Below are 14,528 nucleotides of genomic sequence, written 5' to 3' on the forward strand. Positions count from 1 at the left end.
GGTGGAAATGTCACTGATCAGCAATGCACTTTCTGATTTATTGGGTACTGGGGGCGATAGCTGGCAGTGGTCAGAACATCTTCACCCCGCCTCTTTCCGTGGGGTTCCCTTTGCGGTTATCAGTGCGGAAGGTGTTTTCGGTCGCCGGCAGGCCATTCATGAATACCCTTATCGCGATACTGCATGGATTGAGGATCTGGGCCGCGCGACTCGCCGCCTGACCATCCGTGGTTTTCTTATTCAGAGTAGCGGCCTTTATAACGCGCCCGATGTTATGACCCAGCGCGATTCATTGATCGCGGCCTGTGAAATGCCCGATGCAGGGACATTAGTACACCCAACGCTGGGCGAAATGACTGTCAGTATTCCCGAAAGCGGTCTTCGCCTGAATGAAGGGGCGGAGTCAGGACGGGTTTTTGAATTTACGCTGACCATTATTGAGTCGGGTTTACGGGTATTTTCTGTTACCAGCTCCGCAGATGCGGTTTCGTCGATTCAGTCATCATGGTTTGGTCTGGCCTCCAAGTCCGTCACCACCTTTATTGCCACGGTCAAAGGCGAGATCCGTTCAGTGACTCAAACCATCAGAACGCTAAAAAGTACCGCCGCATTCTGGGTCAACATGGTGAACTCAACCACCAGTGAGGCAACAAATCTCGGGAATGTCCTCCGTTCAACCCTCGGACGTGATCGTTATGGCCGCTTTAATCACGGTACGGTTGGGGGGAGCGTGTCAGGGGCCACGGCGTCCGTCAGCACGCAGAGTGACACAACGGACCTGTCCGCGCTGGTGGACCAACGAATGGCTGTTTCAGTCGAGGGGCGGGCATCACTCGCGGCTGCTACCGATGCCTTGACCGAGGCCGCAACGGTAGCAGCACATGCCAATGCGGTTCTGGCTGTCGTGAATGCCATCTTGGCCAGCGGAGCCAGTACCCTTGATTTAATCCGCATGATGCAAGAATTAACGGCAATCAATGACGACACTTTTCGACCCAATCCCGGCGACAGCAATACCGCCGCCGCCAGTTATCAGCTCATTATTGTGTTGTGTGCGGGCGCGATGGTGTTTGCCGCGTCGCAATATCAACCGGAAAGCTATGACGATGCAGTCGATATATTGACGCGGGTCTGTGATGTGGTAGACGGTGCCGCGCTTTCAGCGGCTGATACAGGCAATGATGAGGTGTATCAGTCATTAATTACGTTACGTGAGTCCATCGTCACGCTGTTACAGCAGACGGGCGCCAACCTGTCTCGCGTTGAGATAGTCAATTTTAACCGCTCACTGCCCGCGCTAAATCTGGCCAACCGGCTCTATCAGGATGCCCGCCGGGGTGATGCACTGGTGAAAATGGCGGTGCCTGTTCATCCGGCATTCATGCCCCTTCGATTTAAGGCGCTGAATTCATGAGTGATGACTTGACGCTACGTATTGGCAATAAGCTGATCACGGGCTGGGACAATATCCGTGTCACTCGCAGCATAGAGCGGTTACCCAGCGATTTCAGCCTGTCATTGATGGACCTTTATCCGGGCAGTGATAACCAGCAGTGGGTCAACCCCGGCGACCCCTGCGTGGTTAATTTGGGTGATGATATGGTGCTGACCGGGTATATCGACCGCTGGGCACCGATGATCAGCCGTAATCGCCGCGAAGTGAGGGCGACGGGGCGGAGCAAGTGCCAAGACTTGGTTGATTGCTCCGCTGAGTGGCCAAACAATGTGATCAGCCAATCAACAGCGCTACAGATAGCCCAACGATTGGCGCAGCCCTACAGCATTACGGTGACGACTGATGTGACCGACTTGGATATTGTCCCCCAATTTACATTGAACTGGGGTGAATCCTCGCAGGAAATCATCGACCGCATTACCCGCTGGGCGGCGCTGCTCTATTACGACCTGCCCGATGGGAACCTCTATCTGACTCGGGTGGGGACGCGCAAAGCGGCCAGCGGTGTCGCGCAGGGTATCAATATCGAAGACGCCGCGTATAACTCCGGTATGGATCAGCGCTTTTCTGACTACATTGGTGTATCGATGTCGGTGAGCCAACTTCAGGAGCAGGTACAGGACGCCGGATATGGCGCGGTGACGTTAGCCCGCAGTCGCGATCCTGAAGCGGCCAAAATGCGTTATCGCAACCGTATTATCATTGTTGAAAGCACGATGAAAGCGCTAAAACTGGCCCAGCAGTGCATCGACTGGGAAATGAACCGCCGCTATGGGCGCTCTAAAGAGCTGCTGGTAACGGTCGATAGCTGGCGCGATAAAGACGGGAAGTTATGGGAACCCAACACCCTGATCCCGATTGATTTGCCTATCTTTGGCTTAAAGGATGAACTCTGGCTGTTATCGGAGGTGACCTATCTCAAAGACGACCATGGCACCTCAGCTCAAATGGTGCTGATGCCGCCTGAAGCCTTTACCGTTCAGCCTTATCAGTTCTATTCAAACCTTATGGAGTTGAACCCACGATGAGCGAATCAGGGCAGCTATCCCAACTATATCGCCAGATAAAAATGATACTCGGGATAGGACGGGTCACAGCCAGCAATGATGGCGGCACCGTTCAAACCGTTCAATATCAAACCCCGCTTGAAGTCCGTGATGATACGCCGAGATTGGCTGAGTTTGGTTTTTCGTCAGGGTTACCCGCTAACACCGATGTGGTTATTGGGTTCCTCGGTGGTGACAGGTCAAGCGCAGTCATTATTGGCTCAAATCATCAGTCTTTTCGTCATACCGGACTCAATACGGGTGAAACGGTGATCTATTCGCAGTGGGGGCAATACATCAAGTTAACCGAAACCGGCATCATTATTGAGGCCAATGGTCAGCCGGTCACGGTCAACAATGCCACTGAGGTGACGGTTAATGCCGCGGTAAAAGTGCGCCTAAATACCCCGTTACTGGAGGTCAGCGGCGATATTGTCGATAACGCTGGCAGCAATGGCACCACGCTGAAAACCCTACGCGAAGCCTATAACACCCACAATCACCAACTGAAAAATGTGCAGGGCGGTAGCGCGACATTAACCAGTGAAGTGACGGGGAAGGTGGTTGAATGACAACAGATATCAAAACAGTCTGGGAACCGGACAAATTGCTGGGCGACTGGCAAACCGGCGGCGGTGGGTTGTTGGATGGTGATGATTTAGAGACTGCCATTTTAATTAGCCTGTTCACGGACCGGTTGGCCCGTTCTGATGACGCTATTGACGGCGACGATCGGCGCGGGTGGTGGGGTGATACCGGGTCACAGTACCCCATAGGTTCCCGTCTGTGGTTGCTGCGCCGCGAAAAGCTCACCACCAAGGTAGCGCTAAAGGCTGAAGACTATGCCAATGAAGCCTTAACTTGGTTGCTTGATGATGGTGTGGTGACGGCAATCAGTATCAATGCTCAGATAGTGTTTCCCAACCGAATCAATCTCATTATCAGCTATCAACAACCTGCGCAAACACAGGCGTCTGTTAAATTTTCATGGGTATGGGAGACCTAATATATGCCATTTAATCGCCCCACATTAAGCGAACTGCGCCAGCGCAACCTGTCTTATATTCAATCAGAACTCAAAACCGGCGGTAATTTATTACGTTTCTCCAATATCGGCGTGATCAGTGATGCTGATGCCGGAATGGCGCATCTGCATTATGGTTATCTGGATTATATCGCGCTGCAATCCACGCCTTATAATGCCACCGATGAATATCTTGCCGCGTGGGCCGCGTTGAAAGATGTGTTTCGCAAGCCAGCCAACCCCGCCACCTCTCCTATCGTCGAATTTAGTGGCACTACAGGCCGTGTGATTACCGCTGGGAGCCTGTTAAATCGGGCCGATGGTTATCAATATCGCCTCGATCATGAGGTCACGCTGGGCGCGGGTGGTTCCGCCACCGGGTCAATCACTGCGGTGCTGCCAAGCGTATTGGATGATACCACGGGGGGCGGTATTGCCGGGAATGTCGATGCAGGGACATCTCTGACATTGGATGTGGCCATCGATGGCGTTCTGTCGGTGGCCACCGCCACAGTTAAGATATCTGGCGGCGCTGATATTGAATCAGAAGATGCTTTTCGTTCTCGTATGCTGCTGGCTTATCAAAACACCCCTCAAGGCGGCAACGATACCGATTATCGCGGCTGGGCTTTGGCTGTGCCGGGTGTAACGCGTTGTTGGGTGAAGCGCCGCTTGCAGGGGGTGGGCACGGTCGGTATTTATATCATGTGTGATGGCAATGATTCAGGCGGCTTTCCGGTCGGGACTGACGGCGTATCTCAGCTTGAAGAGTGGGGCGCGGTAAAAGCGACCGGTGATCAGGGGCGGGTAGCCGACCACATTTATCCCTTACAGCCTATTATCGCCATCATCTATGTCTGTGCCCCGGTAGCGGCCCCGGTGAATTTTGTGATTAGCGGCATCTCTACGGCAGATAGCGAAACCACCACAGCAATAAACACGGCCATTGACGAGGTGTTTTTTACTGAGGGCGAGCCGGGCGGTAAAATTTTACTGTCGTCACTGCTGCTGGCCATCGGTGATGTGACAGGCACCAGTGGTTTTATTCTCGACTCCCCAACGACTAACATCCAGCTTGAAACCGGACAATTACCTCTCCGGGGCGCGGTGACCTACCTATGAGTCGATATTCTGTTAATGACTATACCGCGGCAATTCAAGCACTGATGCCGGGGGGCTTAGTTTGGCCCAAAATATCAGACGGGACTCAAACCAGTACTTTACGAGCGCTAGCCCGATCCTTCCAACGTAGTGATGAGGATGCCCGTGATCTGCTTGATGCCGCTTTTCCTTCAACAGCGACCGCCATGTTACCCGAGTGGGAAGCGACGCTTGGGTTACCTGATTTATGTGCGATAGGTGAGATTGATAGCATCATCCAGCGCCAGCGGGCGGTGGTGTCGAAATTGTTTGGCATCGGCGGGCAATCGGCGGCTTATTTTATCCGGGTTGCTGAGGCGCTGGGTTATACCATTTCAATAACCCAATATAGGCAGGCATGTACCGGGATGTCGGTTTGTGGGGATGCCATAAACGGTGAAGAGTGGCCGTTTACATGGCTGATCACCGCGCCGGAGACCACGATCAATTATGCCCAATGCGGTTTAACTTACTGCAGTGATCCACTGCGTTCGTGGGGAAACAAACAGCTTGAATGTCGGTTAACAGTGTTAAATCCATCCCATACCATTCTTAAATTTGGCTACATTAGCTAGTTAATCACTCTCTATTTATTTTTATGCGCCTTAACTGGCGAGGGTTTCTTATGCAAAAAATTGGCGATATCCCTAATACGCGCGCCGACAATAATGGCGAGTTTACTGATGGTAATGTTGCTGGTGGCGTACCACCGACAATACTACCGGCAGAGTGGTTTAATACCATTCAACGCGAATTAATGAGTATTTTAGCAGCAGCCGAAATTGAAGCTGATAGTGATGCTTTTGATCAAGTTCTATTATCGATACAAAAGCTCGTTAGTGAGGGAATCCCAGATCTTAAAGATGCCTCATTAACCCAAAAAGGTATTGTTCAATTAAGCAACTCGACTAGCAGCACCAACGAATCGTTAGCGGCTACACCGAAAGCTGTCAAGGCCGCGCTTGATGCTTCATTGCCAATCGATGGCACAGCAGCATCCGCCACAAAACTGGCCACAGCGAGAAAAATAGGTGGTGTAGATTTTGATGGTACCAAAGATATTACCTTGCCATTTATTAATACCACCGACGCCAATGTTCAATTAGCAGGCAACCTTGGCGCACAAGGAAACATTACCGTACAAGGCAGTCTCATTGCAAAAACCAACATTGCCGCAGATGGCCGCTGCGATATTGTTGGTGATGTAAGAGGCGGGCGGATTATATCTAAAGGTGCTGTTTATGCGGGTGAAGAGCGTGTAGAAGGCAGTGCAGCATTGATAGTGGACGGTAATATCCAAGGTACGTTGTGGGGCGGCAATCTTTACGCTTACCTAGCTGAACGTGAACTGATTGGCATCCCAATTCCTTACCCCCTGCCTAGTGTCCCGGTCGGGTATTTGAAGTGTAACGGTGCTGCATTTAGCACCGTTACCTACCCAAAGTTAGCCCTTAAATATCCATCAGGTGTACTCCCCGATATGCGCGGGAATGCCATTAGAGGCTGGGACGATGGGCGAGGAGTAGACGCAGGACGAGCGTTGCTGTCACAGCAGCTTGACGCATTGCAAAACATCACTGGCAACTTCTACATGGGTGGCAGTAAACAAGTTGCAGGGGTTGTAACAACTGGCGCATTTGGCCCAATGGAAGTGTATAACGCGCTAGGCAATCAGGTGACAACAGCCGGTAATATTGGCGGTATTACCTTTGATGCTAGCCGTGTTTCACGAACAGCAGCAGAAACACGTATGAGAAACATTGCATTCAACTACATCGTGAGAGCCATATAATGACTAAATATTCACTAGATATCCCAACTGCGCAGATTGGAGCAAATGGTCTCGCTATTCGTGCTGGCTGGATTGCCGTTTATAGTGCAGACACCCAATCGCAAGAGTTTATCGGCGTCAATAATGAGTATCTCCCCCTTGGTGTTAGCTTGCCCGCCAATGGTTATGCCGATTCGCCCGTATTACCCACAAAGCCAGATAAGGCCGTGCGTCGAAACGATACTGGCAATGCATGGGAAATAGTTGACGACTTGCGCGGCAAGACTGCATACAGCACTGAAACCGGTCAACCAGAAGAAATCAGCTTTATTGGCGAGTTGCCGGACATATTGACGTTGCTGGCTCCGCAAACCTATTACGACAAATGGAACGGCGCGAAATGGGTAACGGATAAAGTCTTGCAAAAGGCCGCAGCAGTGCAGGAAGCGGAAGAAAAGAAAACCCGATTATTGAATGCAGCCGCAGCGAAAATTGCACCGTTACAAGATGCGGTAGATACCGGCATGGCAACGGATGACGATAAAGAGCAGCTTACGGCTTGGAAAACTTACCGCGTTTTACTGAACCGCATCGATACATCAAAAGCGCCAGATATTGAATGGCCTGTAGCGCCTAAAGTGTAAACAAAAGCCGGGCTTAATTGCCCGGCCTATTCAGTCAGTCTACGGGTATAACTCCCTAACTGTAATAACCCGCGTTTATAAATCCTTACACCTGTATTTATCGCGTTTTTCGACCCGAATTATCTGCATCTATTCGGGGTGACAAACCCAGATTAACTGCAAATGAACCTGCAATTGAGGGCTTCGACCTGCATTCCATTCAGGCGAACCCACATTAGCTGCAACCAGCGACAACTCCATAAACTCAGTGATCATCAAAGTTTATGGTCTTTGATTTCTGGTATGAGTTATTGGACTCGCTGCGCCAATGCCCATCAATGGAGCTTGTTGGTTTATAAATTGTCCATAAAACGTTGTTTTGTGGAACGAACCGACAGACCAATTTCAATTGCAGATATTGTGGGTTGGTAATCTGCGAATGTGAGTCTGATCTGGGTAAATGCAGGTCGGGCCGATTTCAAATGCAGGTCACTACACCTAAGCAAGCAGCGCTTGAAATTGAAGCTGGAAATGAGAAAGGGATGCAGAAAGGCTAAATTTTTCCCATGCGAAAAATTGTGCCCTGTTTTTCTGGTAGGCTGCACAGCATAAAGATATCGATAATGTATAAGGTAAGGTTGATAGAATATTAATGTATTTGTAACTAAAAATAAGTGTTCTGTTCAATATTCACAAATACATAACTATTTTTAGTGTACCCGTCATTGGGCATTAAGCTAATATTGTAATAATTCGACTGGACTAACGCTTTTGTTAGATTATGAGGGAACATATATATGAGTATCAATGAAGCTGAGCTTTTGCAGGCAGGGTTTACATCCGCAGACCTGCAAAAACTCAGAAAATATATAATCAAAGATGAACTCACTTTAAGTATGGTCATCAGTGACTTATCAAAACGCTTTCAAGCTGCGTTGATGTTGACTGTCGGGGTAATCATTACTTTCATCCTTACGCTTTTTATGGCTTCTTTGGATGGCATAATATCAATGGGAATAGCGCTACTGGCTGGGCTGGTAATCATTTGGATCCTCCAACCGCCAGTGCTCTCATACAAATCATGGATTTTCAAAAAAAATCATTAACGGACGGCTTCATCGGTACTTAGTAAATCGAAAATAACCTTTGCCTTTAGACCATAACCTACAATTTTCATTGTTAACTTTGGTCTGCTCATCATGTCAACTTTGCGGTAATAATCCTGTGGGAGATAGTGAAAAAGCCGCCATGAACCAGATTTTCTAAGCAGACCGAAAATTCCATACACATTTGCGCCCAAACTCGCGCTATTGTAAACAGCAAGGCCTGTTTCTTTTTTGAACCCCATGAATTCAGCAGCGTTCATAGCACCGTCAGCTAACATTCCCTCAGAGTCTTTTTTACCAAAAAAATGATGGTTTACCTCTTTGGTTAAACCGTTTACTCCGTCCAGAAATAGAGTTGCACCTGCCAACATACCAAGTGGAGTCATAGACGCGAAAAACACTGCACCGCCAACCATCGATAAACCTGATAGTACAACGTTCACCGCTGTGATGATGTATCCAACAATTTTGTTATTTTCCCGGACGAACTCCACTTTGGCGTAAAGTTTCGCGGTTTTCAGCCGCAACATCTGGTCCTGTGCCTGAAGGCTTTCCGTCTCCGCTCTCAGACTTTGTATGCAAACCATACACTCTTCGTCCGATGTAGCACGCCGCGCGGCAGCGAACTGTTGCTCAACAACTTCCTTTATTTCCTGGATAAAATTTATCCGGGTCAGACTATCACTAAGGTGGGAAGCGGACAGCGTGTTCGCGATATTAATTAGCTTATGGGCCTCTAGGTTCACCATCGTTTCTGACCAGCTTGTAATCCGTCCACCTGACCGCATCCTTGAAAGTAACGTCGCATCCATTTCTTTATCCCCTGATTGTTACAATATTGTTTCAATAATACTTGGCTCTATCTGGCTACTCCTAATGATTTAATCTCCGAATGTTCTGAAAATAGAGTGATATTATGGACGCAGGTTACAAGGCTTCGTACTAGGCGTGCTAAGTTGATTGAAGTTTATATAGAGGTAGATATGAAAGGTGTTAGCGACGAGAAGTTAAAGGTCTTTGAAGGTGTTTGCATGGTGATTGGGCGTGCAGTAATTGGACTAGATGAGTTAGGTCATCCAATATCAAAAGAGTTGATAATTGGCGCCCTGGAGCAGATGCAGGATAAGGTGGCAGAAGAGGGCGGTTTTGGCCCAGTGTACCTAGAGGTGGCAATTAAGAAGATGAAAGGGTAGTTACCAGATTACAGGCAAAAAAAGCCGCCACGTTCATTGATGACAGCGAGAATAATGAATCGTGGCGGGAATATCTGGTGTTGCATTTTTTTCAAGGTGAATTTGATTTCGCATGGTTAAGATAACCCTGTGAAACCATATTAACTGTGATGGACATCAAATTAATTAGAAGCACATAGTTGCGGTGATTGGTGAGAAGTTAGCATTGTCGTGTCAACCGGTTTTACATTATGGTGCTGCTCTGTCAACCGCAGGGGGATCGGGATGGCACCCTACTGGGGGGGCATGAGGAATAATTCGCATATCTTTACGGTATTATCAATTAGTTACGGTGGTGGTCAGGTGGTGCCCGTGTGGGGATCGGAACACCAAAACCGACAACAAAATATTCCTGAAATTATTCCATCGTCAGATTACAGGCACAAAAAACCCGGCAGCGGGGCCGGGTTAGTTTTTATCTAGTTAAAGCCATTCAGGTAACTCACGAAGAGAGTATTTTGGTTTGCCATCTCCAATTTGGGTGCAAAGGAACTTAGCTTTTACTTTTTCTCCACGATGATCATTAATAGAATCGGGATTTGATATGTAATTGCTTATTTTTGCAATCAAAATTGATTTGGCTTCATCATTACTCATGACAAATTCGCATTGTCTTTTATGTGGTAACGCACCCATAAAGATTACTTCGAATTCTTTTAACTCTTCTCTGACGCTATCTTTGCTCAACTTAAAGACGGCACGTTCTATTTCATTGATATTGTTAGCGATCAGATGGAAATTGTTATGTTTTAAAGCAAACACAGCTTTGTTATCTAGTAAAATTTGAACGAATCCGCGTATTTTATCCAATGCGCGATCATCGAGATCGCTGATTGCTTCCGCAAGACCATCATCATCCCCGTTCATGCTCATTTGAAGAATTGAATGGGTTTGATCTAATGCCTTGGATACTGATGATTCTTCATCAAAAAACAGTGGAGCGTCAGGCCTAAACTCTTCCAATGTAAAGCCGAAAGAACCCTTTGCGGTTCCGGTAATCATCAGCATATTGCCATCAATGTTTGGTACCTTCCCTTTAGCAGGAAGAGAGCCCTGGAATGATGTAGCCACATGCGAAATAGCATCATTAAAAGCGTTAACAATCTTTGAGCCAAAGTTTGCAGCTATCCCATAAGTTCCCATTACAGGCGCACCTTTGAAAGTTAAGGTTGCTTTTACTGGGGGATGCAAATCAACTGGTTCATCAGAGAGCTGCTCATTTAATTCGATGAGTCTACTTTCGAGACTCATTTTACCAATAATATCGTCATCAGAGGCATCGCTGAGAAGAGACAAAATCTCATCTCGTTCACTTAGAACGAACAAATAATCATCGCGATTCATTGCTCACCCCCTTCAGCTGCCATTTTTTCCAAAAGAGTTTTAGCTTCATTATCCAGTAAAGGATTAAGGGGTATTTGTAGAAAACCCTTCCAAGTTAAATCTCTCCTATGAGACCACATACTGTACCAATATACAGTTCTTTCCACAAGTTTATCATTAGGTACCTGAAGTGGCTGTAGGTAGGAATCAACTTTGAAATTATCCTTTCTCCACTCAGCTTGTTGCGGCAAGAACAGATCTGGATTCCGTGACACCACATGCTGCTGAGTTTCATTTGTGGGTAAAGTGAAAAAAGTTACTACATCAATATCATTGGGTGATCGATTTTCTGTAATTTCGACATTCTCATTGAAGCTCCCATCGACCCACTGAAATCCATCCGTTAATCCAGTTTTATGAAGCTCTGAACGAAAATTGATGAAGCCTTTTAGAATGGCTATTCGCTGAGGGCTTGTAGCATAACGTTCCACCAATTTTATAATGTCAGTTTTATAGGGGGAGCGATAAGCACCTACAGGATTATTCATGTCCATTGGTGGTATGACACCTACCGCATTCCAGTTAGGAACGTCTAAGCTCACCATTCTCTTTCCTTTGATACGTGAAGAGAAAAAATTCCCTTCCAGCCCGTTATTTTATCTTTTAGATGCCTGCCTGTACTTCCTATGCTAACCCACCCCTCTATGGGCTAGCAGTGGGTTAGCCTAAGCTACAACCGAAAATGCCTCATTGACTGAAGTCGCGAACCATTCTGACACATGGTAACTATATAGAAGGCCTATGATGGCTGCCACAATCAAAATGATAGGAATTACATACTCTTTCATCTCTCCTCCCTGAGCTATGGGTTAGCAGTGGGTTATCAATCTGCTAAAACAGCCGCAAACAAACAAGCAAATACTGTTGCCGTTCCTATCACTGATAAATAGGGCAGAGCGCTGCGAATAACCTTATTCTTTCTTATAATCACTTTCTTCTTATAACTCTATGGGCTAGCTGGGGTAAAGATGAATCTTATCAATGTATACGCCACCGAAACCTATCACTCCATCGGAAAATACATCAAAGAGGTAGTCAGCTGCTACGGTAAGGCAAATGATGCTTACCACGACTAAAATTGCTGGTATTACATACTCTTTCATTACTCCTCCTTGAGCTATGGGCTAGCAGTGGATTAGCAGAGCAAACGGAGACGCCGGACATTGAGCCTTAATTTTCCTTTAGCATCATAGACCGAATAGGTTGCAACACAAATACTGGGGATTTATCAGGGAAGGAGTGGCCGGTAGGTCACCGGCCTGGTGAGGTAGGTTTAAGCCTGAAACCAATCATCAGCACTTTCCCACGTATCCTGCAAAATCTCTTCATCAACCTTATTTTTAAATCAATAATGCTGAATTTTTCGTCATGAAGAAGATTTGACAGGGTTCACTTTCTGCTAAATTTCGGTATGCCAGTATCTGTCTTCATTATTACGTTGGTTATATCCATGAAAAAAGCAATCGCATACCTCCGGTTCTCTTCGTCTGTTCAACAGTATGGGGATTCTTTAAAAAGGCAAAATAGGCTAGTGACGGAATGGCTTGAGGCTAACCCCGATTACTTGTTGGACGACTTGACGTATAAAGATTTGGGTATCAGTGCTTACCATGGAACACACGCCACGCGAGGGGCATTCTCTGACTTTATGGTGGCTGTAGAGGGCGGTTATATTGAATATGGCACGGTTCTGCTGGTAGAAAGCCTAGACCGGCTGTCTCGTGAAAAAATAGGCGAAGCAACGGAACGACTTAAAAGCATATTAAAGGCCGGTATCGATGTTGTTACCCTTAGCGACCATACTCATTACACTAAAGATTCTTTGGACGACCCTTACTCACTGATAAAAGCCATTCTAATTGCGCAACGAGCCAATGAAGAAAGTGAAATTAAATCACGCCGGATGAAGTCGGCATGGAAGAAGAAAAGGGAGGAAGCAGAGGCCTCGGGCAAAATAATCACCAGAAGTTGCCCGCGCTGGTTGAAGGTGAGCCAAAGCGGAGATAGTTTCGAGCTGATACCTGAACATGCCAGGACGATTAAAGAGATATTTCGGCTACGATTAAAAGGGCAATCTCTCAATGGAATAGTTAAAATCCTGAATGACAAAAAGGTGATAACGCTAACGGGAGAAATTGGCGTCTGGAATCCTTCTACAATTGAAAAGCTATTGGTAAATAAAGCCCTTATTGGAATAAATGTCCCGTCATACCGTACGATAGCCAATGGAATACAAGAAATACCGGGCTATTTTCCCCGAGTCATTTCCGATACAACTTTCTACGCAGTCAGAGAGTTCAAGAAACCGCCCTTTGGCAAAGATAAGCACACTGATAACCCCTATCTAATTAATCTCTTCCGTTCGGTGATGAAGTGCAAAGCATGCGGTCACAGTATCATTCTCAATTCCATAGATGGCAAAGGGATGGGGTATTATGTATGCCCCATGCGCCGGTTACATCGCTGTAATACTCCATCGATTAGGCGTGATATTGCAGATGTAAACCTGATAACTACAGTTGTTATCCATGCTGACAAATTCCAGACTAATTCAACCAGTAGAGAATCGACCCGTTCGCTCCAGGACAGAAATATTGAGGTTCTTAAAAGTATTGATAAGCTGATTGAGGCATTACAAATAGCACCTGAAGTGACTGCTTTGGCTGAAAAGGTAAAGGTACTGCATAAAGAATTCAAAAGTAATGAGGCCACGATACGTGCAGTTAAGAATAAGCAGAGGCTGGCCGTTAGTGAGGATGTAACAACGCTGGATTTAACCTTAAAAGAGGACCGAGAGAAGTGCAGACGTTTTATTTTCAAAACATTTAAAGAAATAGTGCTCGATACTGAGAACAAGACGTGTGATATCTGCTTCAGTAACGGTTTTAAGCTGATAAATTTCCCGTTACTGAAAAGTATCAGCTCAGAACAGCTCATCAGTGCTTTGACCTATACAGACGATTCAACACTGATCCTATGAGTTAGCACCTACATCAATGTGCTTAATTGCCCAGCCTATTATGAAATGAAAACCTTTAGTTAGCGCCATAGCATGAAATTTCCAAAGTAAGTTGATAACATTATGTTTTATAATTTTATTTTTATTCTCTCCAGAGATTTATACATATGGAGATGGATACTGAACCGACTTTCTTGGTAGATGAACCTACCGTGGGTCGGTTCAATTTAAAATTAATTTATCTTATATATCAAATAAATGCGTCTGTGAACCGACTGAACCTACCGAACCGACCACTTTCTGGTTATATATAGAGAAATTTTATTTGTGATTATGAATCCATAATCAACTGTTAAATTGGCGGTCAAATAATAACCAGCAAAGTGAAGTGCGATGATATGAAATCATTTTGATAGCAAATATTGTCTTTCACGATTCTTGGTAGTTTCTTCGTACAGGTTTGGGGAAGGAAAATTATTTGGGGGTATCGTTGGGGGTATCTTTAAAATTGAACTTGGTTAATATCTTTATTTAACAATATATTGAGAGTTTAATTTTACTCCTGTAGGGCGTACCATTTAGAATCAATAAGTTGCCCTCTGTTTACTCCCCCTAATTTTCAACTGCATTTTTCAAAAGTGTCAGATTGGTGGCATTAAGTCCCATTTCTGACAAAATGTTGTTCACTTATTACCATGTTGACAGCCTCATATGCCGCTACACCCAGCGAGATTTTCACTTAGCTAAAGCACTGTCTTGACCCATGACAAGGCGGTCAGGGGGGAGCC

16 protein-coding genes are annotated in these 14,528 nt (G+C 46.3%); 11 read left to right on the forward strand and 5 right to left on the reverse strand.

The annotated features are described in order from the left end of the window. Positions 1-7 precede the first annotated feature (7 nt). The 9 genes from HRK25_RS11835 (at position 8) to HRK25_RS11875 (ending at position 8,166) form a co-directional block, all read left to right on the forward strand. Entirely contained in the window at positions 8-1,414 is a 1,407-nt protein-coding gene (locus tag HRK25_RS11835) for a DNA circularization protein (RefSeq protein WP_032898846.1), read from the forward strand. Further along, on the forward strand, positions 1,411-2,484 hold the full coding sequence (locus tag HRK25_RS11840) for a phage baseplate assembly protein (protein WP_032898843.1): 1,074 nt from the start codon (positions 1,411-1,413) through the stop codon (positions 2,482-2,484). Before HRK25_RS11835 ends, HRK25_RS11840 begins: the two co-directional genes overlap by 4 nt. Beyond that, entirely contained in the window at positions 2,481-3,074 is a 594-nt protein-coding gene (locus HRK25_RS11845) for a phage baseplate assembly protein domain-containing protein (RefSeq protein WP_032898840.1), read from the forward strand. The genes HRK25_RS11840 and HRK25_RS11845 overlap by 4 nt, the downstream gene beginning before the upstream one ends. Next, positions 3,071-3,508 (forward strand): phage GP46 family protein, encoded by a 438-nt coding sequence (locus tag HRK25_RS11850; RefSeq protein ID WP_032898837.1) that lies wholly within the window; start codon positions 3,071-3,073, stop codon positions 3,506-3,508. Before HRK25_RS11845 ends, HRK25_RS11850 begins: the two co-directional genes overlap by 4 nt. Positions 3,509-3,511: 3 nt before the next feature. Continuing rightward, positions 3,512-4,648 carry a baseplate J/gp47 family protein gene (locus HRK25_RS11855; protein ID WP_005278822.1) on the forward strand — a complete coding sequence of 379 codons (1,137 nt, stop codon included), beginning with the start codon at positions 3,512-3,514 and terminating at the stop codon, positions 4,646-4,648. Continuing rightward, positions 4,645-5,241 carry a YmfQ family protein gene (locus tag HRK25_RS11860; protein ID WP_032898835.1) on the forward strand — a complete coding sequence of 199 codons (597 nt, stop codon included), beginning with the start codon at positions 4,645-4,647 and terminating at the stop codon, positions 5,239-5,241. Before HRK25_RS11855 ends, HRK25_RS11860 begins: the two co-directional genes overlap by 4 nt. Positions 5,242-5,291: 50 nt before the next feature. Beyond that, complete coding sequence (locus HRK25_RS11865) at positions 5,292-6,458, forward strand: phage tail protein (RefSeq protein WP_005278814.1); 1,167 nt, start codon at positions 5,292-5,294, stop codon at positions 6,456-6,458. Next, the gene (locus HRK25_RS11870; protein ID WP_049602796.1) at positions 6,458-7,081 is read left to right on the forward strand and encodes a tail fiber assembly protein; all 624 of its coding nucleotides are present in this window, start codon (positions 6,458-6,460) and stop codon (positions 7,079-7,081) included. The genes HRK25_RS11865 and HRK25_RS11870 overlap by 1 nt, the downstream gene beginning before the upstream one ends. Before the next feature lie 776 nt (positions 7,082-7,857). Then, positions 7,858-8,166, forward strand: coding sequence for a hypothetical protein (locus tag HRK25_RS11875; protein ID WP_032899220.1), 309 nt, complete (start codon positions 7,858-7,860; stop codon positions 8,164-8,166). Here HRK25_RS11875 and HRK25_RS11880 read toward each other — a convergent pair. Beyond that, positions 8,163-8,978, reverse strand: a complete 816-nt coding sequence (locus HRK25_RS11880) for a DUF4225 domain-containing protein (protein ID WP_099460537.1) — start codon at positions 8,976-8,978, stop codon at positions 8,163-8,165. The two genes, HRK25_RS11875 and HRK25_RS11880, sit on opposite strands and share 4 nt — an antisense overlap. Before the next feature lie 144 nt (positions 8,979-9,122). On the opposite strand from HRK25_RS11880, the gene HRK25_RS11885 reads away from it, so the two are divergent. After that, positions 9,123-9,359: a hypothetical protein gene (locus HRK25_RS11885; RefSeq protein ID WP_138775396.1), complete on the forward strand. Its 237-nt coding sequence runs from the start codon at positions 9,123-9,125 to the stop codon at positions 9,357-9,359. Between the two features lie 462 nt (positions 9,360-9,821). Here the strand turns inward: HRK25_RS11885 and HRK25_RS11890 are convergent, their stop codons facing one another. The 4 genes from HRK25_RS11890 to HRK25_RS20450 all read right to left on the reverse strand — a co-directional run bounded on the left by HRK25_RS11890 (position 9,822) and on the right by HRK25_RS20450 (position 12,099). After that, the gene (locus tag HRK25_RS11890) at positions 9,822-10,742 is read right to left on the reverse strand and encodes a hypothetical protein (RefSeq protein WP_005278118.1); all 921 of its coding nucleotides are present in this window, start codon (positions 10,740-10,742) and stop codon (positions 9,822-9,824) included. Then, positions 10,739-11,326 (reverse strand): DUF6932 family protein, encoded by a 588-nt coding sequence (locus HRK25_RS11895; RefSeq protein ID WP_032898672.1) that lies wholly within the window; start codon positions 11,324-11,326, stop codon positions 10,739-10,741. The genes HRK25_RS11890 and HRK25_RS11895 overlap by 4 nt, the downstream gene beginning before the upstream one ends. 408 nt (positions 11,327-11,734) lie before the next feature. Then, positions 11,735-11,884: a hypothetical protein gene (locus HRK25_RS11900; protein WP_153802295.1), complete on the reverse strand. Its 150-nt coding sequence runs from the start codon at positions 11,882-11,884 to the stop codon at positions 11,735-11,737. Positions 11,885-12,054: 170 nt separating this feature from the next. Beyond that, positions 12,055-12,099: a hypothetical protein gene (locus HRK25_RS20450; protein ID WP_226713535.1), complete on the reverse strand. Its 45-nt coding sequence runs from the start codon at positions 12,097-12,099 to the stop codon at positions 12,055-12,057. 132 nt (positions 12,100-12,231) lie between these two features. On the opposite strand from HRK25_RS20450, the gene HRK25_RS11910 reads away from it, so the two are divergent. Further along, positions 12,232-13,761, forward strand: a complete 1,530-nt coding sequence (locus HRK25_RS11910; RefSeq protein WP_032898676.1) for a recombinase family protein — start codon at positions 12,232-12,234, stop codon at positions 13,759-13,761. Positions 13,762-14,528 lie beyond the last annotated feature (767 nt).

This window comes from Yersinia bercovieri ATCC 43970, assembly GCF_013282745.1.
GTDB classification, from domain to species: Bacteria; Pseudomonadota; Gammaproteobacteria; order Enterobacterales; family Enterobacteriaceae; genus Yersinia; species Yersinia bercovieri.